The sequence below is a fragment of the Massilia sp. BGA-UO-ETr-WB1 genome, from assembly GCF_059567845.1.
Genome location: NZ_JCAQOT010000013.1, coordinates 351320 through 376612 on the forward strand (window position 1 = coordinate 351320; position 25293 = coordinate 376612).

Genomic DNA, 25293 nt, shown 5'->3' on the forward strand with positions numbered 1-25293 from the left:
GGTTCAAGGGTCTAGCGCTGCATGAAATCGGGACTGCCCAGCAGCATGGCAGTGCGTATCTTTTGCGGACTGGCGGCGACGATGTCCCGCGTACGCGCCGACAGCGAGCCGCCCAGCGCCGCCTGCAGCTGCGCCGCGTCCATGCCCTGCGCCATGCTGGCCGCGTAGCCGATGCGCCGGCTCAGCGCATCCGGGTTGAGCCAGGCCGCCTGCGTGTTCTTGTAGCCGTCCGGCGTCTGGCAGCCGTACAGCGGCATGCCCAGGCGGTCCAGCGCGCCCATCACCGGCTTCACCTCCGGCAGCGGCGCCGCACCGCCGCCCGCGCTGCCTCCGTACCCGGCGCGCGCGGCCGAGATCACGAACTGGTACGGCGTCTTGAACTTGGCGCCCTGCGCCTCGGGCGCCATGAACTCGCCGCTGGCAAACAGCGTCTTCAGCACGGCGCGGATATCGCCCTGGCTGGCCAGCCAGGTCTGCGCCATGCGCTCCACCAGCGCGGGCGGCGGCTGGTCCGCCACGAAGTACTGCGCCAGCTTGTAGCTGATGTGGCGCGCCGTGGCCGGATGCACGGCCAGCACGTCCAGCGCGTACTCGCCCTCGGCCTGCCCCTGCGGTTTGACCACGCGGCCCAGCCACTGCTTGTCGCCCTTGTCGTGGCGCTTGGGATCGAAGCGGAAGGTCTCGTTGCGCGCCACCACCTGGCGCGGCGCAAAGGTCCAGCCGGTGAGCATGCGCGCCAGCTCGGTCACGTCCTTCTGCGTATAGCCCTTGTCCACGCCCAGCGTGTGCAGCTCCATCAGCTCGCGGGCGTAGTTCTCGTTCACGCCGCCGGCCTTGGACAGGTAGTTGTCCAGGTAGTACAGCATGGCCGGATGCTTGGCGGTGGCGCCCAGCATGTCGCGGAAGGAGCCGAACACATAGGGGCGGATCGCGTCGCGCTCATAGCTGGCCACCAGCGGCCGCACCTGGCCCTTGCCGGAGAAGACGTTGAAATGGTTGAACCAGAAATCCACCATCACCTCTTCCAGCTGGCGCGGACTGGCCACGGCGCGCGCGATGCGCGCCTCGGCGGTCTGGGTGGCGATGCGGGCCAGCACCTCGCGCCGCATGGCTTTGGCGTCCTCGGTTTCATCCTTCACCATGTCGCGCACGGCCAGGAAATCGCCCAGCACTTCGCCGCTGCTGCGCTGCACCGTGTCCAGCCCCGCCAGGCGCTCGGTCAGCGCGGCGGGCAGCTCCAGCGACTCGGGATAGAGCTGGCTGTCGATGTAGCGCGCCACGCCCATCTGCGTCACCCGCTCGATGTCGCCCGGGGCCGGGCCGTAAGCCAGCCGGTTCAGCACATGCAGGGCGGCCGCCTCGCCGCTGAGGGGAGCCGCCGGTGCTGCCGAGGCAGCCTGGGCCGCCTGGGCCAGCAGCGAGGCCGCCGCCACTATCATCGGTGCAAACCAGCGCGCTGCTCTCATGTTTGGCCTCTTTGATGTCGTTATAGCCATGACTTTATACCAGGCCGGAGGGCGCGGCCACACCGCCGTGTATCGCGTGTAAGCAATTGTTACAGGCAATCGTCACGAGCAATCCGTAACTTAATCAAACGATCGATTAAGTTATATCAATTGTTTAAATTCTGTGATTAAATGGCACGATGAACGAAAAAGCCAAGCCCAAAAAATCCCGCGCCGACGGTGAACAATCACGCGAGCGCCTGCTGCTGGCCTCCATGCGCCTGTTCGCCGAACAGGGCTACTCGCGCGCCTCCACCCGCGAAATCGCGCTGGCGGCGGGCGTCAACGTGGCCGCCATCAGCTACTACTTCGGCGACAAGGCCGGCCTGTACAAGGCCGCCTTCACCGCCATGTCGCCCGCCCCGGCGGACAACATCGCCATGTTCGACCAGCCCCACTTCACGTTGCGCCAATCGCTGGAAGGCTTCTTCCAGCAGATGCTGGCGCCGCTGCTGGAAGGCGACATGATGGAGACCTGCATGCGCCTGTGGTTCCGCGAAATGCTGGAGCCAACCGGCATCTGGGCCAACGAAATTGAAAACGGCATCCGCCCCGAGCAGGACGCCTTCAGCCGCGTGCTGGCGCGCCACCTCGGCCAGCCCGCGCCGGACGACGAAACCCACCGCCTCGCCTTCAGCATCGCCTCCATGGCGCTGATGCTGATGATGGCAGGCGATGTAGTAAAGACCATCAGGCCGCAACTGATGGCCGGACCGGAAGCCATCGCCACCTGGACCGCCCGCCTGAGCGACTACGCCACGGCATTGATAGAAGCAGAAAAAATCCGCATCAAGGAAAAAACAGCATGAAGAAAAACCAGCACCAACCCGTGCGGGCGATGGCAGTGGCAGTGGCGATGGCGCTGTCGCTCGGCGGCTGCGCCCTGACCGCGCCGCCCGCCAAGGTGGACCCGTCCGCGCCGCAGCAGTGGCAGGCGCCGCTGCCGCACAACGGCAGCCTCACCGATCTGAACAACTGGTGGCAGAGCCAGGGCGACCCGCTGCTGGTGCAGCTGATCGACGCAGCCCAAGCGGCCAGTCCCACGCTGGCCTCGGCCCGTTCCCGCATCGCCCAGTCGCGCGCCGAACGCGTGGCGGCCGGCGCCGCGCTGGCGCCCACGCTGGACCTGGCCGGCAGCGTGGCGCGCCAGAACCAGCAGTCGTCCATCCCCACCGGCACCACCAGCCAGGCGGCGCTGCAGGCGTCGTGGGAGATCGACGTGTTCGGCGCCGGCCGCGCCGCCCGCAACGCGGCCGAAGCCCGCTTCAACAGCGCCAGCGCCGGCTGGCACGAAGCGCGCGTGTCGGTGGCGGCCGAGACGGCCAACCAGTACTACGGCCTGCGCGCCTGCGAAAAGCTGCTGCTGGTGGCCACGCAGGACGCCGGCTCGCGCGCCTACAGCGCGCGCCTGACGGAACTGAGCAGCAAGGCCGGCTTCGTGCCGCCGGCGGACGCCGCGCTGGCGCGCGCCAGCGCAGCCGACGGCCGCAACCGCGCCAGCGCCCAGCGCGCCGCCTGCGACATCGGCGTGAAGTCGCTGGTGGCGCTGACGGCCATCGCCGAACCGGAACTGCGCGCAAAACTGGCGGCCACCGCTCCCGCCGCCGCAACGGCAACCGCGCCTGCGCCGGCCATCGCCATCGCCGCCCTGCCCGCGCAAACCCTGAGCCAGCGGCCGGACGTCTACACCGCCGAACAGGAAGTGGCGGCGGCCAGCTTCGAAGTGCGCGGCGCGCAGGCGCAGCGCTATCCGCGCCTGTCGCTGTCCGGCTCCGTGGGCGCGGCCAACTTCCGCAGCGCGGGCGAGAACACCCAGCTCGACACCTGGACCGTGGGGCCGCTGGCGATCTCGGTGCCGGTGTTCGACGCCGGCCGCCGGCGCGCCAACGTGGACGCCGCGCAAGCGCGCTACGAACTGGCCGTCAGCCAGTACCGGGGCAGCGTGCGCCGGGCCGTGGCCGAACTGGAGCAGGCCATGGTCACGCTGAACAGCACCGGCGAACGCGCCAGCGACGCCGAGATTTCGCTGCAAGGCTACCGCGTGGCCTTCACCGCCACCGAAGACCGCTACAAGAACGGCCTGGCCAGCCTGCTGGAGCTGGAAGACGCGCGCCGCAGCCGCCTGGCCGCCGAGAACACGGTGGTCAACCTGCAGCAGGAGCGCAGCAACGCCTGGGTGGCGCTGTACCGCGCCGCCGGCGGCGGCTGGAGCGCTCCAGCCAATACGAACAACCAATAATGAACTCCAAGACCATGAACAAATACGCGCTCAAACCACTGGCTCTGCTCCTTCTGGCCGCCTTCGCCCTGCACGCGCCGCTGTCCGCAGCCGCCGACGACAAGAAGGACGCCAAGGACGCCAAGGATGCACCCAAGGCCGCCCTCACCGTCACCACCGCCAAGCCCTCCGCCGCGCGCCTGCCCATCACGCTGACGGCCAACGGCAACGTCACCGCCTGGCAGGAAGCGAGCATCGGCAGCGAATCGAACGGCCTGCGCCTGACCGACGTGAAGGTCAACGTGGGCGACGTGGTGCGCAAGGGCGACGTGCTGGCCACCTTCTCGGCCGACACCGTCAACGCCGACCTGGCGCAGGCGCGCGCCGCCGTCATGGAAGCGGAGGCCAACGCCGCCGAGGCGGCAGCCAACGCCGCGCGCGCCCGCACGCTGGAAACCACCGGCGCGCTGAGCGCCCAGCAGATCAGCCAGTACATGACCGCCGAGCAGACCGGCAAGGCGCGCATCGCCTCCGCCAAGGCCGCGCTGGCGACGCAGGAACTGCGCCTGAAATACACCAGGGTGGTGGCGCCGGACAGCGGCGTCATCTCGGCCCGCAGCGCCACGGTAGGCTCGGTGGTGGCCGCCGGCACGGAACTGTTCCGCATGATCCGCCAGGGCCGCCTGGAATGGCGCGCCGAAGTGACGGCGGCCGACCTGCCCAAGATCAAGGCCGGCGCCGGCGCCGTGGTGAAAGCGGCCAACGGCGCCGAGCTGACCGGCAAGGTGCGCATGGTGGCGCCGACCATCGACCCGCAAAGCCGCTACGCGCTGGTGTATGTGGACCTGCCGGCGCCGAAAGGCGCGGAGGCCAACGCCTTCAAGGCCGGCATGTTCGCCAGCGGCCGCTTCGAGCTGGGCGCCTCCGACGCCATGACCGTGCCGCAGCAGGCCGTGGCCGTGCGCGACGGCTTCAGCTACGTGTTCCGCCTGAACGCGGACAAGCGCGTCAGCCGCATCAAGGTGCAAACCGGCCGCCGCCTGTCCGACCGCATCGAGATCCTGGGCGGCATCGACGCCGGCACGCAGGTGGTGGTGAGCGGCGCGGGCTTCCTCAACGACGGCGACCTGGTCAACAACGTCGCAGCCATCGTCCCTGCCCCGGCCCCCGGCCCGGCCGCAGGCAAAGTGGCCAAGGCCAAGTAAGGAGCCGCAGTGAATTTCTCATCCCTATCGATCAAGAATCCGATCCCGGCGATCATGCTGTTCGCCCTGCTGACCCTGGCCGGTCTGCTGGCCTACCGCGCCAACCCGGTGCAGGACTTCCCCGACATCCAGCTGCCCATCGTCACCGTCAGCGCCTCGCTGCCGGGCGCCGCGCCGGCCCAGCTGGAAACCGAAGTGGCGCGCAAGATCGAAGACTCGGTCGCCACGCTGCAAGGCATCAAGAACATCTACACCAAGGTCCTGGACGGCAACGCCACCGTGACCGTGGAGTTCATCCTCGAGAAAAACATCTCGGACGCCGTCAATGAAGTGCGCGACGCGGTGGCGCAAGTGCGCGCCGACATGCCGGGCGAACTGCGCGACCCCGTGGTCAGCAAAGTGACCACCGCCGGGCGCGCCGTGCTCACCTTCACCGCCGCCTCCAAGCCCGGCGCCGGCCGGCCGCTGGACGACCAGGAACTGAGCTGGTTCGTCGACAACGACGTGTCCAAGAAACTGCTCAGCGTACCGGGCGTGGGCGCGGTCAAGCGCATGGGCGGCGTGTCGCGCGAGATCCGCGTGGAGCTCGACGACAGCCGCATGGCCGCCCTCAAGGTGTCCGCGCTGGACGTGTCGCGCCAGCTGCGCCAGGTGCAGAAGGAAGCGCCGGGCGGACGCGGCGACGTGAGCGGCGCCGAGCAATCGGTGCGCACCATCGGCACCGTGCAGACCGCGGCCGCGCTGGGCGCAATGGACATCCCGCTGCCGGACGGCCGCCACATCCGCCTCGACCAGGTCGCCACCGTGAGCGACACCGTGGCCGAGCCGCGCGCCGTCGCCGAGCAGGACGGCAAGCGCGTGGTCGCTTTCGAGATCCTGCGCACCAAGGGCGCCAGCGAAACCCAGGTCGCCTCCGACGCGCAAAAAGCCGTCGACGAACTGCGCGCCACCTACCCCAACATCGAACTGAAACTGTCTATCGACAACGCCTTCCCGGTCGAGGAAAATTTCGACGGCTCCATGGAGCTGCTGTACGAAGGCGCGCTGCTGGCGGTGCTGGTGGTGTGGTGGTTCCTGCGCGACTGGCGCGCCACGCTGGTGGCCGCCGCCGCGCTGCCGCTGTCGGTGCTGCCGGCCTTCCTCGGCATGTACTGGTTCGGCTACACCCTCAACACCGTCACCCTGCTGTCGCTGGCCCTGGTGGTGGGCGTGCTGGTGGACGACGCCATCGTGGAAATCGAGAACATCTCGCGCCACCTGCGCATGGGTAAAACCCCGATGGAAGCGGCGATGGAAGCGGCCGACGAAATCGGCATGGCGGTGATCGCCACCACCTTCGCGCTGGTGGCCGTGTTCCTGCCCACCGCCTTCATGGGCGGCGTGCCCGGGCTGTTCTTCAAGCAGTTCGGCTGGACCGCCGTGCTGGCGGTGCTGGCCTCGCTGGTGGTGGCGCGCCTGCTCACGCCGATGATGGCGGCCTACCTGATGAAGCCCGTGCCGCACAAGGACGAGCAAGACGGCTGGATCATGACGCGCTACATCACGCTGATGCGCTGGTGCCTGCGCCACCGCCACATCACCGCCATCGCCTCGGGCATCTTCTTCGTCGGCTCCATCATGCTGGTGCCGCTGCTGCCGACCGGCTTCGTGCCGCCGGCCGACCGCGCGCAGACCAACGTCAACATCGAACTGCCGCCCGGCTCCACCTTGGCCGAAACGCGCGCCATCGCCGAGCAGACCCGTTTGGCCGTGATGGACGTGAAAGGCATCACCGGCGTGTTCAGCTCCATCGGCGGCGGCTCCAGCGGCGACGCCTTCGCCCCCGGCGCGGCGGCCGAAGCGCGGCGCGCCGTGCTGACCCTGACCACCGTGCACCGCACCGACCGCAAGGAGTCCCTGCCGGACCTGGAAACGCAGATCCGCGCCAAGCTGGACAACATTCCCGGCGCGCGCTTCAACGTCGGCCCGCCGGACACCGGCGTCAAGATGCAGCTGGTGCTGCGCAGCGAAGACCCGATCGCGCTGACCGAAGCGGCGCAGAAAGTGGAACGCGAACTGCGCACCATGAAAGGCATCGGCAACGTCAGCTCCAGCGCCTCGCTGGTGCGGCCCGAGATCATCGTGCGGCCCGACTTCGCGCGCGCCGCCGACCAGGGCGTGACCGCCAACGCCATCGGCGAAACGGTGCGCGTGGCCACCGCCGGCGACTACGACTTCGACCTGACCAAGATGAACCTGCCCGAGCGCCAGGTGCCGATCCGCGTCAAGCTGCCCGACACCGTGCGCGCCGACCTGGACGCCATCGGCCGGCTCACCGTGCCGGGCAAGAACGGCCCCGTGCTGCTCTCCACCGTGGCCGACATCAGCATGGAAAGCGGCCCGGCGCAGATCGACCGCCTGAACCGCAGCCGCAACGTCACGCTGGACGTGGAACTGGGCAGCCGCACGCTGGGCGAGCTCAATGAAGAAGCGCGCGCGCTGCCGTCGATGAAGAACCTGCCGCCGTCGGTGAAGATCGCCGAACTGGGCGACGCGCAGGAGATGGCCGCGCTGTTCGCCAGCTTCGGCCTGGCCATGCTGATCGGCGTGATCTGCATCTACTGCGTGCTGGTGCTGCTGTTCAAGGACTTCATGCAGCCGGTGACGATTCTGGCCGCGCTGCCGCTGTCGATCGGCGGCGCCTTCGTGGCGCTGCTCATCACGCGCAACGCGCTGTCGATGCCGTCGATGATCGGGCTGATCATGCTGATGGGGATCGTCACCAAGAACTCCATCCTGCTGGTGGACTACGCCATCCTGGCGCGCCAGGCCGGCATGAACCGCTTCGACGCGCTGGTGGACGCCTGCCACAAGCGCAGCCGGCCGATCCTGATGACCACCATCGCCATGGGCGCCGGCATGATGCCGCTGGCGCTGGGCTGGGGCGCCGACCCGAGCTTCCGCTCGCCGATGGCGATTGCCGTGATCGGCGGCCTGATCACCTCCACGCTGCTGAGCCTGCTGGTGGTACCGGCCGTGTTCACCTACATCGACGACCTGGAGCACCTGCTCAAGCGCCTGCGCGACAAGCTGCGCCGCCACAAGCCCGCGCCCGCCCCTGCCCCCGCGCCGGCCACCCCGAGTGAAATCGCCAAATAAGGAGCAAGCCGCATGGAAGTTCGCATTATCGAGATCGCCCCCACCAGGGTTGCCTACCTGCGCTACACGGGCCCGTTCGGCCCGGGCATCGCCAGCTTCTGGAGCGACGTCTTCAACCCCTGGCGCGCCGCGCACGGGCTGATGGCGCGCACCACCTACGGCGTGGCGCAGGACGACCCGGGCAGCACGCCGCCCGAGCGCTGCCGCTACGACGCCTGCGTGGAAGTCGACGATGGCTACGTGGCCGAAGCGCCGGCCGCCCTGGCCGGGCTGCCCGGCGGCCGCTACGCCGCCGCGCGCTACCGCGGCAACGGCAGCGACATCGGCGCCGCGTGGGGCGCCTTCTACGGCCAGGCTTTGCCGGCCAGCGGGCTGGAAGCCGCCCCCGGCCCCTGCTTCGAACGCTACAGCGCCGACTACACCGAAGACGCCGACGGCGTCTTCGAATGCGAACTCTGCATCCCGATCAAGTAATTTAGTTTCCTCATACACAAATGGGGTCAGGGTTAATTAATTTTGCAACTTTAGTTACAAAATTAATTAACCCTGACCCCATTTTGGTTTTAGTCAACGATTCCAGCCGCCGCCGAGGGCGCGGTACAGGTCGACCGAGGCGATCAGGGTGCGCGTCTTGAGCTGCAGCCGCAGCACGTCGGCGCTGTAGAGGGTGCGCTGGGCGTCCAGTTCTTCGAGGTAGGAGGCGTAACCGTTGCGGTAGCGGTTGCGCGCGATGCGCAGTGTTTCGGCGGCCGTGGCGCGGCGCGCGTCGTTTTGCACGGCCTGCTCCCGCAGGCGCTGGATGGCGCCCAGGCTGTTGTCGGTTTCGGCGAAGGCTGTGCGCACCGCGTTTTCGTAGGCGTAGACGGCTTGGTCGCGCAGCGCGGCGGCGGAGTCGGTCTGCGCTTGCACGCGGCCGCCTTCGAACAGCGGCGCGGCCACGGCGCCGGCCAGCCGCCACAGGTGCGTGGGGTCTTTGATGAAGTCGCTGAACACGGTCGATTGCAGGCCGCCCGCCGCCGTCAGCCGGAACGATGGCAGCAGCTGGTCGCGCGTGGCGGACAGGGTGGCGTTCGCGGCCAGCAGGTTTTGCTGGGCGCGCGCGATGTCGGGACGGCGCAGCAGCAGTTCGGACGGCAGGCCGCCCGGCACCGGCGGCGGCGCCAGCTCGGACAGCGGCGCGCCGCGCGGAATGGGGCCGGGGTTGCGGCCGGCGAGGATGGCCAGCGCGTTTTCCTGTTCGAAGATTTGCCGCTGCAGCTGCGGGATCTGTTCGGCGGCGGCCTGGTATTCCGCCTGCGCCTGCAGCCATTCGAGCCGCGAGCTGTAGCCGACCTCGAACTGCCTGCGCGCCAGCTCGCGCGATTCTTCGCGCAGCTTGAGCGTGGCTTGCGTGAGTTCGAGCTGGGCGTCCAGGCCGCGCAGGTTGAGGTAGCCGGAGGCGGTGCTGGCGGCGATCGAGAGCGCGGCCGCGTCGGCGCTGGCTTGCTCGGCGGCGTAGGCGGCGCGCGCGGCGTCGGTCAGGCTGGCCAGGCGGCCCCACACGTCGATCTCGTAGCTGGCCTGGATCTCGGCCTGGAACAGGCTGGTTTCGTAGGGCACGCCGTTGTAGGCCAGCGTGCGGGTGCGGGCCGGGCTGCCGCTGGCGCTGACGCTGGGGAGCTGGCTGGCGTGCGCCGCCGCCACGCGGGCGCGGTAGTCGGCCACGCGGGCGCGGGCGATGCGCAGGTCGCCGTTGCGTTCCAGCGCGGCGGCCACCAGGGCCGCCAGGGCGGGGTCGCTGAAGCCTTGCCACCATTGCTGTTCCACCGGCCGCGCGCCGCTTTCGGGGCCGATGCGGGTGCGCCATTCGGACGGCGTCTGCAAGGTGGACTGCGGCGCCGGCCCGACTTTGGCGGCGCAGCCGGCCAGCAGCAGGGTCAAGGCAACGGCGCCGGCAACGGTGCGGCTCACGGCTTGGCTCCGCTGGCTGCGGGCGCCGCCGGCGTGGCGGTGCCCGGCTTGGCCGGCGCGGGGACTTCGTCGTCGCGCACGGAGGAGGTGTCGATGCTGACGATGACGGACATGCCGGGCCGCAGCCGGTGCGCCTCGCCCTGCCCGCCGTCGATGCGTATCCGCACCGGGATGCGCTGGGCGATCTTGACGTAGTTGCCGGTGGCGTTGTCGGCCGGGAGCACGCTGAACTCGGAGCCGGTGGCGGGCGAGATGCGCTCGACCTGCCCCGTCATGACGGCGCCGTTGAGCGCGTCCACCTTGAAGGTGGCGCTCTGGCCGACGCGCACGTCGTTCATCTGCGTCTCTTTCAGGTTGGCGATCACCCACATCTGCTTGGGCACCAATCCCATCAGCTGCGCGCCGCTGTTGACGTAGGCGCCCTGCCGCACCGCCACTTGCCCGAGCTGGCCGTCGGACGGCGCGGTGATGCGGGTGTTGTCCAGGTCCACCCCGGCGGCTTTCAGCGCGGCTTCGGCGTTGGCCACCGCCGCCTGCAGGGACAGCTTGTTGACCACCACCGACTGCGCGGACTGTTTCGAGATTTCCAGGTTGGCGCGCGCCTGCGCCATGGCGGCGGCGGTTTGCGCCTTGCCGGCCTTTTGCTGGTCCTGCTCGCGGATGGACAGCGAGCCGTCGGCCACCAGCGCTTCCACGCGCTTCAAATCCGCCACCGAGCGTACCGCCTGCGCTTCGGCGTTGGCCAGCGCGGCCTGGTTCAGCAGGATGTTCGCCGCGGCGCTGCGGTGCGATTGCTCCCAGTTGGCCAGCGCGGCCTTTTGCGCGGCCAGTTGCGCCTGCGCCTGTTCGTAGCGCTGCTGGTAGATGCGGTCGTCGATCTGCACCAGCAGGTCGCCTTCCTTCACGTGCTGGAAGTCCTGCACCTTCACCGCCACCACGTAGCCGGACAGCTGCGTGCCGATCACCGTCACCTGCCCGCGCACCAGCGCATTCTCGGTGCTGACGATGGGCGTGCTGAAAGGCGGCAGCCGCCATGCGTACAGCACCACCAGCACGCCGACCAGCGCCACCAGCAGGAAGCCGGCGGCGGACAGCCATTGCTGGCGCCGGTCCGGCTGCGGCGGCGCGGGCGGCACGGCCGCACCCGCTGCTGCCGGCGGCGCTGCGCCGGGCTGCTGCGGGACGGACGGCGTGGACGCCGGTGCGGCGGGCGGTGCGGCGGGAGCGGCGGCTTGGGCTGGTTCTGGCGGCGGGTTTGTACTCATTTCGATCCGGAGTTGTTGAGGGAGACATTGGCCATGCCGGTCTGCGCATTTTGCGCCGGCACCGCCGGCCTGCAGGCGGTGCAGATATTCCACAGGTGGTGCAGCAGCATCCAGGCGATGGTGGCCACCGCCACCACGGCGATCATCAGGAACACGTCGTTGTAGGCGAGGATGTTGGCTTCGCGCGTGGCGGCGGCGCCCAGCTGCGCCACGCCCAGCGCGTTGCGGCTGGCGGGGTCGGCCAGCGAGCCGGCCAGCGCCGAGCCGGCCGACTGCACCCGCGCCGCCACCTGCGGGTCGAGCAGCGTCAGGTGCTCCACCAGCTGGCTGGAATGGAACTTCTCGCGCACCACCTGCACCGTGCCGACGATGGCCGAGCCAAGCAGGCCGCCGATGTTTTGCGACATGGTGAACATCAGCGAAAAACTGATCAGGTTGCGCGGCGCGGCGATCACCGCGCCAAAGCCGGACACGAAGGTGGGCCCGAGGAAGAAGGTGCCGCCGAAGGCCAGCAGGAACTGGCTGAAGTACATCTGCTCCGGCCGGGTGAGGTTGGTGGCGCGGCTGTCCAGGAAGGCGCCCACGGCCATCATGGCCAGCGCGATCATCAGCGAGGGCTGGATGCGCGCGGGCGTGATGGTGAGCGCGCTGACGGCGATGCCGCCCACGCTGCCCACCAGCGTGATGAGCCACAGCGTCTGCATCTGGTCGTTGTTCAGGCCGAGCGCCTGCAGGAAGCCCACCGTGCCCGCCGCTTCGGACTGCACGATCCGTATCAGCAGCACCGAGGCGGCCAGCCGCAGCATCATGCCGGTGCTGAGCCAGCGCGTGTTGAGCAGCGGCGCGGCGCGGTTGTGCTCCACCAGCAGCGCCGCCGCGATCAGCACGATGGAGCCGGCCAGGCAGTAGCCCAGCCACGGCGATTCGAACCACCACACGGTGCGCCCCAGCGCCAGCACGGCGCACAGCAGCGCCACGCCGGGCGCGAACAGGCCGAAGGTGACGAAGTCCAGCTTCTCGAACGCCTTGACGCGGTCGCCCGGCGGCAGTTTGAGCAGCAGCACGCAGCCCATGGCCAGCAGCGCCAGCCCCAGTTCGAAGAAGTACAGCCCGCGCCACTCGCCTATCTCCAGCAGGTCGGACGAGAACAGGCGCGCCATGGGCAGCGCCAGCTGCGGGAAGCCGACGCCGATCACCACCGCCTTCAGGCGGTGCTGCGCGGGGAAGGCTTGCAGCACGTAGTACAGGCCCAGCACCGTGAGCGCCGCGCCGCTCATGCCGTGCGCGGCGCGCACCGCGATGGCGGAGGCCAGGCCGTGCACGAACAAGTGCGCCAGCGTGGCGGCGGCGTACAGGCCGAGGAACAATTCGGTGAACAGCTGCAGCCCGTATTGCTGGCGGAATTTCACCAGCAGCAGGTTCATGGAGACGTTGGCCATGACGTAGGCGGCCGGCAGCCACTGGATTTCAGCCGCGTACACGCCCAGCGAGCCTTGCGCGTAAGGCAGGTTGACGGTGACCAGCGCATTCCCCAGGCCGCCGGTCAGGGCGACGATGAAGCCGACGATCAGGTAGGCGAGACGGCGCCGGTCCGAGTGGAGCGGCGTGGAGGGGGAGCCCGGCAACAGCGGGCGCTCGTGCGGTAGCCATGCTTGCGGTGCGTATACGTCCATGCATCGTCGCCGTAGTGGTAAGCCTTGTTCGTGAGCATAGCACTGCGCTGGACTTACGTCCTCTATACCAATGGATGACCTCGGCCAGCCTTGGACCGGACTATTGTTGTAATTGCACCCTATTAAATAAAACTTATTGATTTAATTAAGTGGCTGACGCACACTCGTCCCCGCAGCACCCAAAACCCATAAGAAAACCCAGGAGACAACATGACCGCTTTTCCCCGCAAAGCCCTCGCTTTGGCGTTCGCCCTCGCCTTCTCGTCCGGCGCCGCGCTCGCCGACGCCTATCCCAACGACACCGAAGGCTTCCACGGCTACCTGCGCGCCAGCACCGGCAGCAGCTCCAAGCACGGGCCGCTGAGCTGCTACGCGCTGGGCGGCCCGACCGCGTACTACCGCCTGGGCAACGAATGCGATTCGAACGCGGAATTCGGCTACACCAAGGAGCTGGCCAAGGCCGACAACGGCGTCAGCTTCGTCGGCACGCTGTGGGTCAACGCCTACGCGCCGGCTTCGGATTTCCGCGGCGCCAAGCTGGAATTGCTGAAGGGGTATGTCGAAGCGAAGGGCCTGCCCTTCCTGAACGGCGGCACCGCGTGGGTCGGCAAGCGCTATTACTACCGCCCCGACATCCACATGCTCGACATGCAGTACATCAATATGAACGGCACTGGCGGCGGGCTGGACAAGATCCCGCTGGGCGCGGGCAAATTCAGCTACGCGGTGTTCAAGGACAACGACACCAACGCGACCGGCGCCGGCGGCGCCATCGTCAACACGCCGTCCGCGCTGCGCCAGAACCTGCTGTACCAGGACTTGCCGGTCAATCCCGGCGGCACCATCGACGCGGCGCTGACCATCGTCACGGCGGGCGGGCGCAACCGCGCGGCGCAGGGCCAAGGCCAGGGCGACTTCGGCCACGACGGCTGGGCGGTCGGCCTGTTCCACCGCCAGCAGGTGCTCGGAGGAACGAACCTGGCAGGTTTCCAGTACGGCAGCGGCCCGGGCACCGGCATCGGCCTGTGCTGCGCGCGCATGGGGCCGTCCGGCAGCACGGCGCTCGGCTCGGACGTGACCCGCCTGCGCCTGCTGGAGGACCTGGTGATCCAGCCGACCCGCCGCTTCAGCATGGAGTTCGCCGCCGTCTATCAGCGGGACAAGGCGGACGACGTGGCGCTGCGCAATACCTGGACCACGCTGGGCGTGCGGCCGGTGTATGCGCTGCTGCCCAACCTGAAGCTGCAGGGCGAACTGGGGGTGAGCGCGCTCAAGCAGGAAAGCACCGGCCACACCGCGCGCCTGACCAAGCTGACGCTGGCGCCCGCCATCGCGCTGGGCGAAAGCTACTGGTCGCGCCCCGAACTGCGCCTGTTCGTCAGCTACGGCAAATGGAACGGCGCCGCCACGCCGCTGGTCAACGCCAGCAACAACGGCGGCCCGGTGTATGGCAATGCGACCAGCGGCACCTCGGCCGGCCTGCAGGTCGAAGCCTGGTGGTAGATCCTTGAGGCGGTGCGCCGCATCGCGCGGCGCAGCCCGTCAGGCTTCCAGCTTGAGGAACAGTTCGCGGTCCGGGGCGAAATTGGCGTACAGCGGCAGCAGCGCGCCGCCCAGGGCACGCGCGTCCGAGCCGATGGCGCCGGTGTGCACGGCGGGCCGCTGCACGCCTTCCCAGTTGTAGCGCTCCAGCGCGCCGGCCACGGCCGCCATCAGCTGGTCGAGCAGCACGCGGCTGCACGAACCGTCGACGATCACGCCTTCCGGATCGAGCATGCAACTGGCGCTGCTCACCACCATCGCGATCGCCGCCGCCGCCTGCTCCACCCAGCGCGCGCTGTGCCCGGCCCACGGCGCCTGGCTGGCGCGCTCGTCGTAGGCGGCGGCCGGATCCAGGCCGGCCTCCTCGTACAGGCGCTCCAGTCCCAGCAGCGAGGCGGTCGACAGCAGCTGCGCCGGCGCCTTGCCGTCCGGCGCCGCCACGCCGACCGGCAGCGAGCCGATCGCGCCGGCATTGCCGTGCAGCCCGGCGTACAGGTTGCTGTCGATGACCAGGCCGCCGCCGATAAAGGTGTCGACAAACAGGTACAGGAAACTCTTGACGCTGCGGCCCCTGCCCGCCACCAGCTCGGCCACGCAGGCGGCCGCCGTGTCTTTCGCGAACATCACGGGCAAGCCGGTGTCGGTCTCGATCTGGCGCGCGATGTCGAGCCGGTTCCAGCGCCCGTCCTGGCCCGCCACCCCCATCAACTCCTGCCAGCTGCCCAGCGACAGCGGCGCGGCCACGCCGATGCCGAGGATGCGGCCGCGCAGCGCCGGCGCCAGCGCCGCCTGCATCGCGCGCACTTGCTCGGCGATCACCTGGAACACCTGCTGCGGGTCCGGAAAGCGGTAGGCCTGCGAGTGGCGCATGCGCACCGTGTTGGTGAAATCGAGCAGCAGCACGTCCAGGCTGCGGCGCCCGATCTTGACGCCGATCGAGAACGCGCCGTCCGGTTTCAGCGCAATCGGCACCGAGGGCTGGCCTATCTTGCCGCGCAAGGGTTCCAGCTTCATCACCAGCCCGTCATCGGCCAGGCGGGCGATGATCAGCGCCACGGTCTGCGTGCTGAGCGTGGTCAGCCGCGCCAGGTCGGCCTTGGGCAGGCTGCCATGCAGCCGGATCGCCTGCAGCACCACGCGTTCGTTGAACTGGCGCATGCCGGTCTGGTTCGAGCCCCGTGGACGCAGATTGTCGGCGCCGCCCTCGTCTGGAGCGGCTGCCGCCGGGCTGTGGTGTTGCTGCATGGGTGAAGCTCCTGGGCGCGCGCGCCTGGCCGGGATTGGTCTGGCAAAACGCGAGCTTAGCGTTGTTGCATGCAAGCGTCAATCGGCGCAGGTCCGCTCCGATTAAATAAAAGCACTTGATTTATTAATTGAGCAAGCCTATATTTCAGTCAGCGCTTCCAGCGCACCCTGCCCGGCTCGCTCCCGGCAGCGCGACCAATAAATCACTAGGAGACCCGCATGAACGCAAAGCATTGCATCGCAATGGGCTTGATCGCATCCGCCGCCGGCCACGCCGCCGCCCAGGAAGCCGTCATCGGCCTGATCACCAAGACGGAAACCAATCCCTTTTTCGTCAAGATGAAGGAAGGCGCGCAGCGCGCCGCCAAGCTGCAGGGCGCCAAGCTGCTGACGGCGGCCGGCAAATCGGATGGCGACAACGCCGGCCAGGTGACGGCGATTGAAAACATGGTGTCGGCCGGCGCCAAGGCCATCCTGATCACGCCCAGCGATGCCAAGGCCATCGTGCCGGCGATCAAAAGGGCGCGCGAACAGGGCGTGCTGGTGATTGCGCTCGACAGCCCGGCCGATCCGGTCAACGCCACCGACGCGCTGTTCGCCACCGATAACTTCAAGGCCGGCCAACTGATCGGCCAGTACGCCAAGGCGTCCCTGGCCGGCAAGCCGGCCCGGATCGCCACGCTCGACCTGTTCCCCGGCCATCCGGTCGGCATCGCGCGCCACAACGGTTTCCTGGCAGGCTACGGCGTGGCCGGCATCGACGCCAGGACCATAGGCCCGGCCAAGAGCGCGGAGGTGGTCTGCATGGCGGACAGCTACGGCGACCAGGGCAAGGGCCAGACCGCGATGGAGAACTGCCTGCAGAAAAACCCGGACATCAACCTGGTCTACACCATCAACGAGCCGGCGGCGGCCGGCGCCTACAAGGCGCTGAAGGCGGCCGGCAAGGAAAAAAATGTCCTGATCGTGTCGGTCGACGGCGGCTGCGCCGGCGTGCGCGACGTCAAGGCCGGCGTGATCGGCGCCACCGCGCAGCAGTACCCGCTGAAGATGGCCGGCCTGGCGCTGGACGCCGGCGTCGCCTACGCCAAGACCGGCAAGAAGGCGAACGGCTACGTGGACACCGGCGTGACGCTGGTGACCGACAAGCAAATGGCCGGCGTCGACAGCCGCGACACCGCCTTCGGCCTGGGCGCCTGCTGGGGCAAATAAGCCCGGCGCGCCCACCGTCCAGCCCATCTCAGACCAAGGAATTCCATGAACGCCCAACTCAACCCAGCGCCGGCGCCCGGCGCGGGGGCTGCCAGCCCGGCGGCCCCGGCCGCCCGCCACAGCCTGACGCGCCTGAAGGATAGGCTGCCCCCGGTCACCGTGCTCGGCCCGCTGATCGCGCTGCTGGCCTCCGTGCTCTTTTTCGCCACCCAGTCCGAGCGCTTCCTGAGCGGACAGAACTTCTCGCTGATCCTGCAGCAGGTGATGGTGGTGGGCGTGATCGCCCTTGGCCAGACCCTGATCATCCTGACCGCCGGCATCGACCTGTCGTGCGGCATGGCAATGGCGCTCGGCTCGGTCGTGATGACCAAGTTCGGCGTCGACTACGGCATGCACCCGTATGCCGCCGTGCTGTGCGGCATGGGCGCCTGCGTGCTGATCGGCTACGTCAACGGCGCGCTGGTCACCTCGATCAAGCTGCCGCCGTTCATCGTCACGCTCGGCACCATGAATATCGCCTTCGCCGTCACGCAGATTTACTCGCAGGCGCAGACCGTGACCGGCCTGCCGGAGACGATGACCTTCTTCGGCAACACCTTCCACCTCGGCCAGACCAGCGTCACCTACGGCACCGCGCTGATGCTGGGCCTGTACTTGCTGACCTGGCTGGTGCTGCGCGAGACCGCGCCGGGCCGCCACCTGTACGCGGTGGGCAACAACCCGGAAGCGGCGCGCCTGACCGGCATCGCCACCGGGCGCGTGCTGCTGGGCGTGTACATGATTGCAGGCCTGTTCTACGGCATCGCCGCGCTGCTGTCGGTGGCGCGCATGGGGGTCGGCGACCCGCAGGGCGGCCAGACCGACAACCTCGACAGCATCACCGCCGTGGTGCTGGGCGGCACCAGCCTGTTCGGCGGGCGCGGTTCCATCGCCGGCACCCTGGTCGGCGTGCTGATCGTCGGCGTGTTCCGCAACGGCCTGACGCTGATGGGCGTGCCCTCCGTCTACCAGATCCTGGTCACCGGCGTGCTGGTGATCCTGGCCGTGGCCACCGACCAACTGACGCACAAGAAAGGCTGACCATGAGCTCGACCCGCTCCACCCAAGAGGTATTCCAGGCGCGCGGCCTGGTGAAACGCTACGGCGGCGTGACCGCCCTCGACGGCGCCGACTTCGATTTGCGCGCCGGCGAAATCCTGGCCGTCATCGGCGACAACGGCGCCGGCAAGTCCTCGCTGATCAAGGCGCTGTCCGGCGCCATCGTGCCGGACGAGGGGCAGCTGCGGCTGGACGGCGACGTGGTGCATTTCAAGTCGCCGATCGACGCGCGCCGGCACGGCATCGAAACCGTGTACCAGGACCTGGCCGTCGCGCCGGCCATGACGATCGCGGAAAACCTGTTCCTGGGCCGCGAAATCCTGCGCCCCGGCCTGCTCGGCAAGTGGCTGCGCCTGATCGACAAGAAACGCATGCTGCAGGAGGCGGTCGGCCACATGCAGGATTTGAGGATAGGCATCCGTTCCATGCAGCAGGCGGTGGGCACGCTGTCGGGCGGCCAGCGCCAGGGCGTGGCGGTGGCGCGCAGCACCGCGTTCGCCAGGCACGTGGTGATCCTGGACGAGCCGACCGCCGCGCTCGGCGTCAAGGAAGGCAATATGGTGCTCGACCTGATACGGCGCGTGCGCGACAAGGGGCTGCCGGTGGTGCTGATCAGCCACAACATGCCGCACGTGTTCGAGATCGCCGACCGCATCCACATCCAGCGGCTGGGCAAACGCGTCGCCGTGGTCAATCCCAGGCACATCAGCATGTCCGACACGGTGGCCGTGATGACCGGCGCCAAGGACCCGCGCGACCTGCCGGAGCTGGCCCATGCTTAAAGGAATCGATCCCCTGCTCACGCCGGAACTGCTCAAGATACTGGCCGAGATGGGGCATGGGGACGCCGTCGCCGTGGTGGACGCCAACTTCACCGCCGCCTCGCTCGGACGCGGCAAGCCCGTGGTGCGCCTGCCCGGCGCCAGCCTGGCGCGCGCCTGCGCGGCCGTCCTGTCCGTCTTCCCGCTCGACCTGCCCGGCCAGCCGGTCTCGTTCATGGCCGTGTCGGGGCAGCCGGCGGACCACCGCTCGGCACTGCAGCGCGAGCTGGTGGCCTTGTGCGGGTCGGCCGGGTCGGCTGCGCCGTCCCAGTGCGTGGCGGTCGAGCGCTTTGCCTTTTACGAGCAGGTCCGGCAAGCGTACGCCATCGTGCAAACGGGCGAATTGCAGCCTTACGCCAATTTCCTGTTCCGCAAGGGCGTGCTGGCCGGCGCGCCGGAGGATGGATGACACCGCGCCCCGACGCATATTTCAACCCAATCACACGCAACAGGAGAAGCGACATGGTAGTGACATTCGGCGAAGCACTGGTGGACATGATAGAAATGCCGGACGGCCGTTTTGCCGCCGCGCTTGGCGGAGCCGTGTGCAATTTCACCATCGCCGCCGCGCGCCAGCGCATGGATGCGACGTATTTGAATCCCCTGTCGGCGGACAGCTTCGGCCAGGGATTCGCGCGCATGCTGGCGCGGGACGGCGTACGCCTGGGCAGCCCGGCGCGCAGCGCCAGGCCAACCTCGCTGGCCATCGTCACGCTGGACGCGGACGGCACACCCAGTTACGTGTTCCACCGCGAAGGCGTGGCCGACCGCGACATCCGGCCCGAACAAGCCCGCGCCGCGCTGCCGGCCGGCATGCGCCTGTTCCACACCGGCGGCCTGGCGCTGGTGCCCGACGATATCGACGCCACGCTGCGCATCATCGAGGCTGCGGCTGCGGCGGGCGCGCTGATTTCGGTCGACGCCAACATGCGCCCGCTGGTGTGCGGCGACCTTGCCGCCTATGCCGCCGGCGTGCAGCGCGCGCTCGCACTGGCCGACCTGATCAAGGTCAGCGAGGAAGACCTGCTGCACCTGGGGTACACCGGCATGGCGCCGCTGGCCGCCGCGCGCATGCTGCAACAGACGCTGGAGGTGAAACTGGTCGCGCTGACGCTGGGCGCCCAGGGCGCAGTGCTGCTGTCGCGCCGCGCCTGCGCCGCGCTCGGCGCGCCCCAGGGCATCCAGGTGGTTGACACGGTCGGCTGCGGCGACAGTTTTCTGGCCGGCCTGGTGGCCAGCCTGGCCTCGGCCGGCAAGCTGTCGGCGGCGGCGCTGGCCGAGGCGGACGCCGCCACGCTGGAACAGGCGGCGCGCTACGCCATCGCCAGCGCCAGCATCAACGCCATGCGCGAAGGCTGCAATCCGGCCACCGCCTCCGAAACAGCGGCCTTCCTCGCGCAGCAGTCAGGGCGGCGTGACGGCGCCGTCCGGCAAGCCGCAGCCTAACGGGCCACGCGCGGGCCACGCAGGAGGCCCCACCTAAGGCCGCGCCCCGGGCCCGCCCTCACACCAATGGCGGATCGGTTTCCCGCTCGAATGCGCGATGGCCCGCCAGCGCCGCCTTGAACGCGGCCAGCGCGTCCGACAGGTCGGACGGGTCGGTGCCGATCAGCGCCGGGTCGTCCGAGCCGTCGGGCAGCTTGGGCGGAATGCCGGCCTTGCCCAGCAGCGCGGCGCCGTCGCCCACCACCAGCAAAGGCTTGCAGTGACGGTATTGCTGGCGCACGAAGTCCAGGGCCAGCGCGTCCTTCGTCAACTGTTCGGCGGCCGCCGCGCCGTCCGGCACGGCCACCGCATCGAACAGCACCGGCGGCGCATTCTCGAAGGTCTTCTCGACCGGCAGCGTGGCGCCGCCGGCGGTGGCCACGGGGTTCAGCGTGCCGGCCAGCAGGTGCGGCACCGCGCCGTCGGCCAGCAGCGAGGACTGGATGGCCTTCACGCTGGCTTCGTCCACGCCGGGCGCGAGCAGGATGGCCACCTGGCGCGCCTTGATGCCCTGCTCTCCCGGCCGCGACAGCAGCGACAAGGCGGGCGACGGCGGATAGGACGGCAGCGGCAGCGCGGTGGCCAGCGGCTGCGGCTGCGGCACCGGCATGCCCAGGCCGGCCGCCACGCCGTGCGCCAGCGTGGCGTCCACATTGGCCAGCATGGACAGCATGCGCTCGCGGATGGCGGGGATCTGCACCTTGCTCAGCTCGAAGCGGAAGCCGCCCACGATGTGGGCCTGCTCGGCCGGGCTCTGGCTGATCCAGAACAGGCGCGCCTGCGAGTAGTGGTCGGCGAACAGCTCGGGCTTGCCGCGCACCTTGTCCTCCGTGACGGCCTGCTCGCGGATGCTGGTGAAGCCCGCCATGCCGGCCTGGAAGGGGCAGCCGCCGGCCAGCGAATTCGGCTCGTACGACACCCTGCCGCGGTTGATGGCCTGGCGGTGCATGCCGTCGCGCTGGTTGTTGTGCACCGGGCACACCGGCGAGTTGATCGGAATTTCGTGGAAGTTGGGGCCGCCCAGGCGGCTGATCTGCGTGTCCACATAGGAGTGGATGCGGCCCTGCAGCAGCGGATCGTTGGTGAAGTCGATGCCGGGCACGATGTGCGCGGTGCAGAAGGCCACCTGCTCGGTTTCGGCGAAGAAGTTGTCCGGGTTGCGGTTCAGCGTCATGCGGCCGACTATCTGCACCGGCACCAGCTCTTCCGGCACGATCTTGGTGGCGTCCAGCACGTCGAACGGGAAGCTCTCGGCCTGCTCTTCGGTGAAGATCTGCAGGCCCAGTTCCCATTGCGGGTAGGCGCCCGCTTCGATGGCTTCCCACAGGTCGCGCCGGTGGAAGTCCGGGTCGGCGCCCATGATCTTGTTGGACTCTTCCCACACCAGCGAGTGGGTGCCGGCCAGCGGCTGCCAGTGGAACTTGCAGAACACGCTGGCGCCGTCGGCGTTCACCAGGCGGAAGGTGTGCACGCCGAAGCCCTGCATGGTGCGGTAGCTGCGCGGGATGGCGCGGTCGGACATGGTCCACATCAGCATGTGCATCGATTCCGGCATCAGCGAGGTGAAGTCCCAGAAGGTGTCGTGCGCGCTGGCCGCCTGCGGCATGCCGTTGTGCGGCTCGGGTTTCACCGAGTGCACCAGGTCCGGGAACTTCATCGCGTCCTGGATGAAGAACACGGGGATGTTGTTGCCGACCAGGTCCCAGTTGCCTTCGTCGGTGTAGAACTTGACGGCGAAGCCGCGCACGTCGCGCGCGGTGTCGGACGAGCCGCGCTCGCCGGCCACGGTGGAGAAGCGCACGAACACCGGCGTGCGCTTGCCCGCCTGCGCAAACGGCGCGGCGCGCGTGATGCCGCCCAGGTCCTGGTAGGACTCGAAGTAGCCGTGCGCCGCCGAACCGCGCGCGTGCACGATGCGCTCGGGGATGCGTTCATGGTCGAAGTGCGTGATCTTCTCGCGCAGGATGAAGTCTTCCATCAGCGTGGGACCGCGCAGATGGGCTTTCAGCGAGTTCTGGTTGTCGCCGACAGGCACGCCCTGGTTGGTGGTCAGGCGCTGGCCGCCGGCGTCGCTGCGCACGCGTTCCAGGTTGCCGTCGTTGGGGTTCACGCCCAAGGGTGGCGAACCGCCGCCCACCTTGGGCGAGCTTTGCGTTTCGGACGCGGTGCCGGCGGTGGCGGCCGGCGCGCCCGCGTCCACGTGCATGCCTTCGGGCGGGGTGTGCGCGGCGTCGCCGTGTTCGGCGGGCTTGTTGGCGTTGTAAGCGATGCTGGCAGCCAGGTCGATTGCGCTGGCTGGCTGGCCTTTTTTGTTGTTGGTCATGAGATCCTCAAAAGTCAGCGGAACAGGGCAAGCAGGATGATGATGGGCAGGGGTATGCCGAGCATCCACAGCAGGATAGAGCGCATGGCGGTCTCCTTGGCGTTTGGGTTGTATCAGCGGTCAGCGGCGCAGCGGGCCGCCGGCGTCGCGCTGCTTGCCGCCGAAGGTGGCGGCCAGGCTGGCGATGAAGGCGCCCAACAGCAGGGCCACGAACATCCACAGCGCGGAGTGGGCGCCGGCTTTGCGGGCTTGCTCGGCGGCGTGTTTGGCCGTGTTTTCCGCGTCGGTGCGGGCTTTCACCAGGCGCGCATGGACATCGTCCACGCGGCGCTCGGCCTCGGCCTGCTCGACGCCGGTGCGCTTGGCGACCAGGCGCGCCAGGTACTGGCGGTCGTCCACCGCCATGGCCGGCCCGTTCGCGGGCTGCTGCAGCAGGATGCGGCCAACTTCGGCGCGCAAGGCGCCGTTGTCCGCTTCCGGCGGCGGCGTATCGGCGCGCAGCAGCATGTCGGTATAGTAGGCGGCAGGATTCACGCCCGCCGCTGCGCCCTTGCCCGCTCCGGCAGCGGCTGTAGCGCCGATGGCGGTGGCCGCGCCGGCGCCGGCGTCGATGGCGCCGCTCAGCGCCGCCCGCACCGCGCCAGCCATCAGCGCCGCAGTGAGCAAGGTGGCCAGCGCCCAGGCCAGCAGGCCGTGCGCGGTGTCGCGGAAGTAGACCTCGTCGCCATGCACGCTGGCCCACTTCACGCGCAGCCGGCCGGCAAGATAGCCGCCCACGCCCGCCGAGGCGAGCTGCATGAAGGCGGCCCAGATGATGGCGGACTTGCCGATCGGGGCGTCGTTGTAGGACCAGGGGGAAATGGCGGAAAGGCCCAGGCCCACGCCCAGTATCAGCAGAATGAACGAGAGTGCGGCGGCCGCCAGTGCGCCCGCCAGCACGGCGCTCCAGGACACGCCGGCTTGGCTGGCTTCGGCCGGGATGACGGCGATGCCTGTGGCTTGCGGCGATCCGGAAGCGGGAATGGAACCAGGAATGGAAGTTTGCATGCAGTTCTCCTGCCGGCGGTGCACGGGCACCGCCGGCGTCAAGGCCGATCGCGTGAGTGTTGCTGAGACTGGGGCCTTCTTGCCGGCCTTACTTGCGACCTTACTTGCGGCCGCCCAGCAGCTTGGACAGGCCGTAACCCGCAGCCACGGCGATCAGCACCGACGTGGCGGGGCTGGTGCGCACATAGTTGCGGCCCGATTCGGCGAAGCGGGTGTAGGCCGCGCCGAGCTGCTTGGCGCTGCTGGCGGCTTTCTCGCCGACCTGGGTTGCCGTATCGGCCACGCGGTCAACCGCCGTATGGGCGGCGCCGGCCAGGCGGTCGGCGGTGGGCGGGACTTTTTCGGCCATCTTGTCCACGGTGGCGTGGGCGGAACTGGCCAGGCGGTCCGCAGTCGGTTGCACTTTTTCAGCGGTGCGGTCGATGGCGCTGTGGATGTCGGCGCGGCCGAACTGGTGGCCGGACTGGTTGCCAGAGTCGCGCGTGGAATTGCTCAGCTTATCCGTAGTGTTGTCCATGATGATTCCTCGGTGTCGTTGATGGGCTTCATTGCCTGAGTAACGATATGCCGATCAGTTGCCGCACACAGTGCGGCACCTAACAAACACCGGGGAATCCTGCGGCTTGCCGCGTGGAGCTACTGGATGAAGCCCAGCAGCGCGGGGATGGTCTGCTCGGGCGCCTCTTCCATGATCCAGTGGCCGGAGCCCTTGATGATGCGGCCGTCCACGTTCTCCGCCACCAGCTTGGCCTGGTTGATCAGGAACTCGCCGCCCGACTTTTCGCCGGCCAGCACCAGCATCGGCATGGTCAGCCTGGTCTTGCCCAGTTCCGCGAACTGTTCGGCGTCCTGCGGGAAAGTCTTGAAGTACTGGAAGCCGGCGCGCACGCCGCCCGGCTGGGCGTAGGCTGCCGCGTACAGCTTGCGGTCCGCTTCCTTGATGGACTTGGTCTTGTCGGCGGCAAAGTCGTTCCAGAAGTGTTCGAAGTAGGTGCGCTCGCGGCCGGCCACCAGTTTTTCCGGCGTTTCGCCGAAGAAGTGGAAGTGCCACAGGTCGCGCAGCAGGAACATATCGGTCCAGTTGCCGATGCCCGGCAGGAAGGCGTCCATCAGCGCGACCTTTTTGGTGTCGGCCGGGTACTGGGCGGCGTAGGCGTACGCCACCATCAGGCCGATGTCGTGGCCCACCACGGTGGCCGGCTCCTTGCTGATGCTGCCCACCAGCTCGTGGATGTCCTTGGCCATATTGGTTTTCAGGTAGCCGTCCGCCGCTTTCCCGGAGCCGCCCACGCCGCGCATGTCGGGCACGATCACGGTGTGGGTCTTGGCCAGTTCGCCCATGATGGGCTTCCACATATGGCCGGTCTGCGTGTAGCCGTGCAGCAGCACCACCGGCGTGCCTTTGCCGCCCACCAGGTAGTGGATCGTGGTGCCGTTCACGGCGGCGGTCTTGCTGGTGAAGCCGGCCGGGGCTGCTGCAAGCGCGCTGCCCACTGCGGCGGCCATGGTAACGGCGGCAATGCCGCGCAGGACGGTGCGGCGGATGCTGTTTGCTGGGATGCTCAT

The 25293-nt window shown here is 68.8% G+C and carries 20 protein-coding genes; 11 read left to right on the forward strand and 9 right to left on the reverse strand.

Going from position 1 to position 25293, the window contains the following annotated elements:
* Positions 1 to 11: 11 nt before the first annotated feature.
* Positions 12 to 1466: a DUF1800 domain-containing protein gene (locus AC56DV_RS02960; protein WP_496312807.1), complete on the reverse strand. Its 1455-nt coding sequence runs from the start codon at positions 1464 to 1466 to the stop codon at positions 12 to 14.
* 179 nt (positions 1467 to 1645) lie between these two features.
* Between AC56DV_RS02960 and AC56DV_RS02965 the strand changes: the two genes are divergently transcribed.
* From AC56DV_RS02965 to AC56DV_RS02985, 5 genes are read left to right on the forward strand one after another with little or no spacing between them, the layout of a single operon-like run.
* Entirely contained in the window at positions 1646 to 2314 is a 669-nt protein-coding gene (locus AC56DV_RS02965; protein WP_496312808.1) for a DUF1956 domain-containing protein, read from the forward strand.
* Positions 2311 to 3744 carry an efflux transporter outer membrane subunit gene (locus tag AC56DV_RS02970; RefSeq protein WP_496312809.1) on the forward strand — a complete coding sequence of 478 codons (1434 nt, stop codon included), beginning with the start codon at positions 2311 to 2313 and terminating at the stop codon, positions 3742 to 3744. The genes AC56DV_RS02965 and AC56DV_RS02970 overlap by 4 nt, the downstream gene beginning before the upstream one ends.
* Positions 3744 to 4928 (forward strand): efflux RND transporter periplasmic adaptor subunit, encoded by a 1185-nt coding sequence (locus AC56DV_RS02975; RefSeq protein WP_496312810.1) that lies wholly within the window; start codon positions 3744 to 3746, stop codon positions 4926 to 4928. The genes AC56DV_RS02970 and AC56DV_RS02975 overlap by 1 nt, the downstream gene beginning before the upstream one ends.
* Positions 4929 to 4937: 9 nt before the next feature.
* Positions 4938 to 8066 carry an efflux RND transporter permease subunit gene (locus AC56DV_RS02980; RefSeq protein WP_496312811.1) on the forward strand — a complete coding sequence of 1043 codons (3129 nt, stop codon included), beginning with the start codon at positions 4938 to 4940 and terminating at the stop codon, positions 8064 to 8066.
* A gap of 12 nt (positions 8067 to 8078) precedes the next feature.
* Positions 8079 to 8540, forward strand: coding sequence for an AraC family transcriptional regulator (locus tag AC56DV_RS02985; protein WP_496312812.1), 462 nt, complete (start codon positions 8079 to 8081; stop codon positions 8538 to 8540).
* 93 nt (positions 8541 to 8633) lie between these two features.
* On the opposite strand, the gene AC56DV_RS02990 is transcribed toward AC56DV_RS02985, so the two are convergent.
* The 3 genes from AC56DV_RS02990 to AC56DV_RS03000 are packed head-to-tail and all read right to left on the reverse strand — an operon-like array spanning position 8634 to position 12954.
* On the reverse strand, positions 8634 to 10016 hold the full coding sequence (locus AC56DV_RS02990) for an efflux transporter outer membrane subunit (RefSeq protein WP_496312813.1): 1383 nt from the start codon (positions 10014 to 10016) through the stop codon (positions 8634 to 8636).
* Positions 10013 to 11281 carry an HlyD family secretion protein gene (locus AC56DV_RS02995; RefSeq protein ID WP_496312814.1) on the reverse strand — a complete coding sequence of 423 codons (1269 nt, stop codon included), beginning with the start codon at positions 11279 to 11281 and terminating at the stop codon, positions 10013 to 10015. Before AC56DV_RS02995 ends, AC56DV_RS02990 begins: the two co-directional genes overlap by 4 nt.
* Positions 11278 to 12954, reverse strand: coding sequence for an MFS transporter (locus AC56DV_RS03000; protein ID WP_496312815.1), 1677 nt, complete (start codon positions 12952 to 12954; stop codon positions 11278 to 11280). Before AC56DV_RS03000 ends, AC56DV_RS02995 begins: the two co-directional genes overlap by 4 nt.
* Before the next feature lie 210 nt (positions 12955 to 13164).
* Between AC56DV_RS03000 and AC56DV_RS03005 the strand changes: the two genes are divergently transcribed.
* Complete coding sequence (locus tag AC56DV_RS03005) at positions 13165 to 14457, forward strand: maltoporin (protein WP_496312816.1); 1293 nt, start codon at positions 13165 to 13167, stop codon at positions 14455 to 14457.
* A gap of 39 nt (positions 14458 to 14496) precedes the next feature.
* On the opposite strand, the gene AC56DV_RS03010 is transcribed toward AC56DV_RS03005, so the two are convergent.
* Positions 14497 to 15741, reverse strand: a complete 1245-nt coding sequence (locus AC56DV_RS03010; protein ID WP_496312817.1) for an ROK family transcriptional regulator — start codon at positions 15739 to 15741, stop codon at positions 14497 to 14499.
* Positions 15742 to 15960: 219 nt separating this feature from the next.
* Between AC56DV_RS03010 and AC56DV_RS03015 the strand changes: the two genes are divergently transcribed.
* From AC56DV_RS03015 to AC56DV_RS03035, 5 genes are read left to right on the forward strand one after another with little or no spacing between them, the layout of a single operon-like run.
* Entirely contained in the window at positions 15961 to 16953 is a 993-nt protein-coding gene (locus tag AC56DV_RS03015; protein WP_496312818.1) for a sugar ABC transporter substrate-binding protein, read from the forward strand.
* A 45-nt stretch (positions 16954 to 16998) separates the two neighbouring features.
* Positions 16999 to 18033, forward strand: coding sequence for an ABC transporter permease (locus tag AC56DV_RS03020; protein ID WP_496312819.1), 1035 nt, complete (start codon positions 16999 to 17001; stop codon positions 18031 to 18033).
* A 2-nt stretch (positions 18034 to 18035) separates the two neighbouring features.
* A complete protein-coding gene (locus AC56DV_RS03025) occupies positions 18036 to 18833 on the forward strand; it encodes an ATP-binding cassette domain-containing protein (RefSeq protein ID WP_496312820.1) in 798 nt (265 codons plus the stop codon).
* Positions 18826 to 19281: an RbsD/FucU family protein gene (locus AC56DV_RS03030; protein ID WP_496312821.1), complete on the forward strand. Its 456-nt coding sequence runs from the start codon at positions 18826 to 18828 to the stop codon at positions 19279 to 19281. Before AC56DV_RS03025 ends, AC56DV_RS03030 begins: the two co-directional genes overlap by 8 nt.
* 53 nt (positions 19282 to 19334) lie before the next feature.
* Positions 19335 to 20318 (forward strand): PfkB family carbohydrate kinase, encoded by a 984-nt coding sequence (locus tag AC56DV_RS03035; RefSeq protein WP_496312822.1) that lies wholly within the window; start codon positions 19335 to 19337, stop codon positions 20316 to 20318.
* 58 nt (positions 20319 to 20376) lie between these two features.
* Here AC56DV_RS03035 and AC56DV_RS03040 read toward each other — a convergent pair whose 3' ends face one another.
* From AC56DV_RS03040 to AC56DV_RS03055, 4 genes are all read right to left on the reverse strand, one after another.
* Complete coding sequence (locus tag AC56DV_RS03040) at positions 20377 to 22680, reverse strand: catalase (protein WP_496312823.1); 2304 nt, start codon at positions 22678 to 22680, stop codon at positions 20377 to 20379.
* Between the two features lie 120 nt (positions 22681 to 22800).
* Positions 22801 to 23727: a hypothetical protein gene (locus AC56DV_RS03045; RefSeq protein ID WP_496312824.1), complete on the reverse strand. Its 927-nt coding sequence runs from the start codon at positions 23725 to 23727 to the stop codon at positions 22801 to 22803.
* A gap of 100 nt (positions 23728 to 23827) precedes the next feature.
* Positions 23828 to 24244, reverse strand: a complete 417-nt coding sequence (locus AC56DV_RS03050) for a hypothetical protein (protein WP_496312825.1) — start codon at positions 24242 to 24244, stop codon at positions 23828 to 23830.
* 119 nt (positions 24245 to 24363) lie between these two features.
* Complete coding sequence (locus AC56DV_RS03055; RefSeq protein ID WP_496312826.1) at positions 24364 to 25293, reverse strand: alpha/beta fold hydrolase; 930 nt, start codon at positions 25291 to 25293, stop codon at positions 24364 to 24366.

What these genes read in the sequence shown, in the direction of transcription:
- AC56DV_RS03045 (WP_496312824.1), bottom strand. Translation starts at nt 23,727, where the DNA reads ATGCAAACTTCCATTCCTGGTTCCATTCCCGCTTCCGGATCGCCGCAA.
- AC56DV_RS03020 (WP_496312819.1), top strand. Translation starts at nt 16,999, where the DNA reads ATGAACGCCCAACTCAACCCAGCGCCGGCGCCCGGCGCGGGGGCTGCC.
- AC56DV_RS02975 (WP_496312810.1), top strand. Translation starts at nt 3,744, where the DNA reads ATGAACTCCAAGACCATGAACAAATACGCGCTCAAACCACTGGCTCTG.
- AC56DV_RS02960 (WP_496312807.1), bottom strand. Translation starts at nt 1,466, where the DNA reads ATGAGAGCAGCGCGCTGGTTTGCACCGATGATAGTGGCGGCGGCCTCG.
- AC56DV_RS03025 (WP_496312820.1), top strand. Translation starts at nt 18,036, where the DNA reads ATGAGCTCGACCCGCTCCACCCAAGAGGTATTCCAGGCGCGCGGCCTG.
- AC56DV_RS03000 (WP_496312815.1), bottom strand. Translation starts at nt 12,954, where the DNA reads ATGGACGTATACGCACCGCAAGCATGGCTACCGCACGAGCGCCCGCTG.
- AC56DV_RS03050 (WP_496312825.1), bottom strand. Translation starts at nt 24,244, where the DNA reads ATGGACAACACTACGGATAAGCTGAGCAATTCCACGCGCGACTCTGGC.
- AC56DV_RS03005 (WP_496312816.1), top strand. Translation starts at nt 13,165, where the DNA reads ATGACCGCTTTTCCCCGCAAAGCCCTCGCTTTGGCGTTCGCCCTCGCC.
- AC56DV_RS02965 (WP_496312808.1), top strand. Translation starts at nt 1,646, where the DNA reads ATGAACGAAAAAGCCAAGCCCAAAAAATCCCGCGCCGACGGTGAACAA.
- AC56DV_RS02985 (WP_496312812.1), top strand. Translation starts at nt 8,079, where the DNA reads ATGGAAGTTCGCATTATCGAGATCGCCCCCACCAGGGTTGCCTACCTG.
- AC56DV_RS03030 (WP_496312821.1), top strand. Translation starts at nt 18,826, where the DNA reads ATGCTTAAAGGAATCGATCCCCTGCTCACGCCGGAACTGCTCAAGATA.
- AC56DV_RS03040 (WP_496312823.1), bottom strand. Translation starts at nt 22,680, where the DNA reads ATGACCAACAACAAAAAAGGCCAGCCAGCCAGCGCAATCGACCTGGCT.
- AC56DV_RS02970 (WP_496312809.1), top strand. Translation starts at nt 2,311, where the DNA reads ATGAAGAAAAACCAGCACCAACCCGTGCGGGCGATGGCAGTGGCAGTG.
- AC56DV_RS03010 (WP_496312817.1), bottom strand. Translation starts at nt 15,741, where the DNA reads ATGCAGCAACACCACAGCCCGGCGGCAGCCGCTCCAGACGAGGGCGGC.
- AC56DV_RS03055 (WP_496312826.1), bottom strand. Translation starts at nt 25,293, where the DNA reads ATGAGCATCCCAGCAAACAGCATCCGCCGCACCGTCCTGCGCGGCATT.
- AC56DV_RS03015 (WP_496312818.1), top strand. Translation starts at nt 15,961, where the DNA reads ATGAACGCAAAGCATTGCATCGCAATGGGCTTGATCGCATCCGCCGCC.
- AC56DV_RS03035 (WP_496312822.1), top strand. Translation starts at nt 19,335, where the DNA reads ATGGTAGTGACATTCGGCGAAGCACTGGTGGACATGATAGAAATGCCG.
- AC56DV_RS02995 (WP_496312814.1), bottom strand. Translation starts at nt 11,281, where the DNA reads ATGAGTACAAACCCGCCGCCAGAACCAGCCCAAGCCGCCGCTCCCGCC.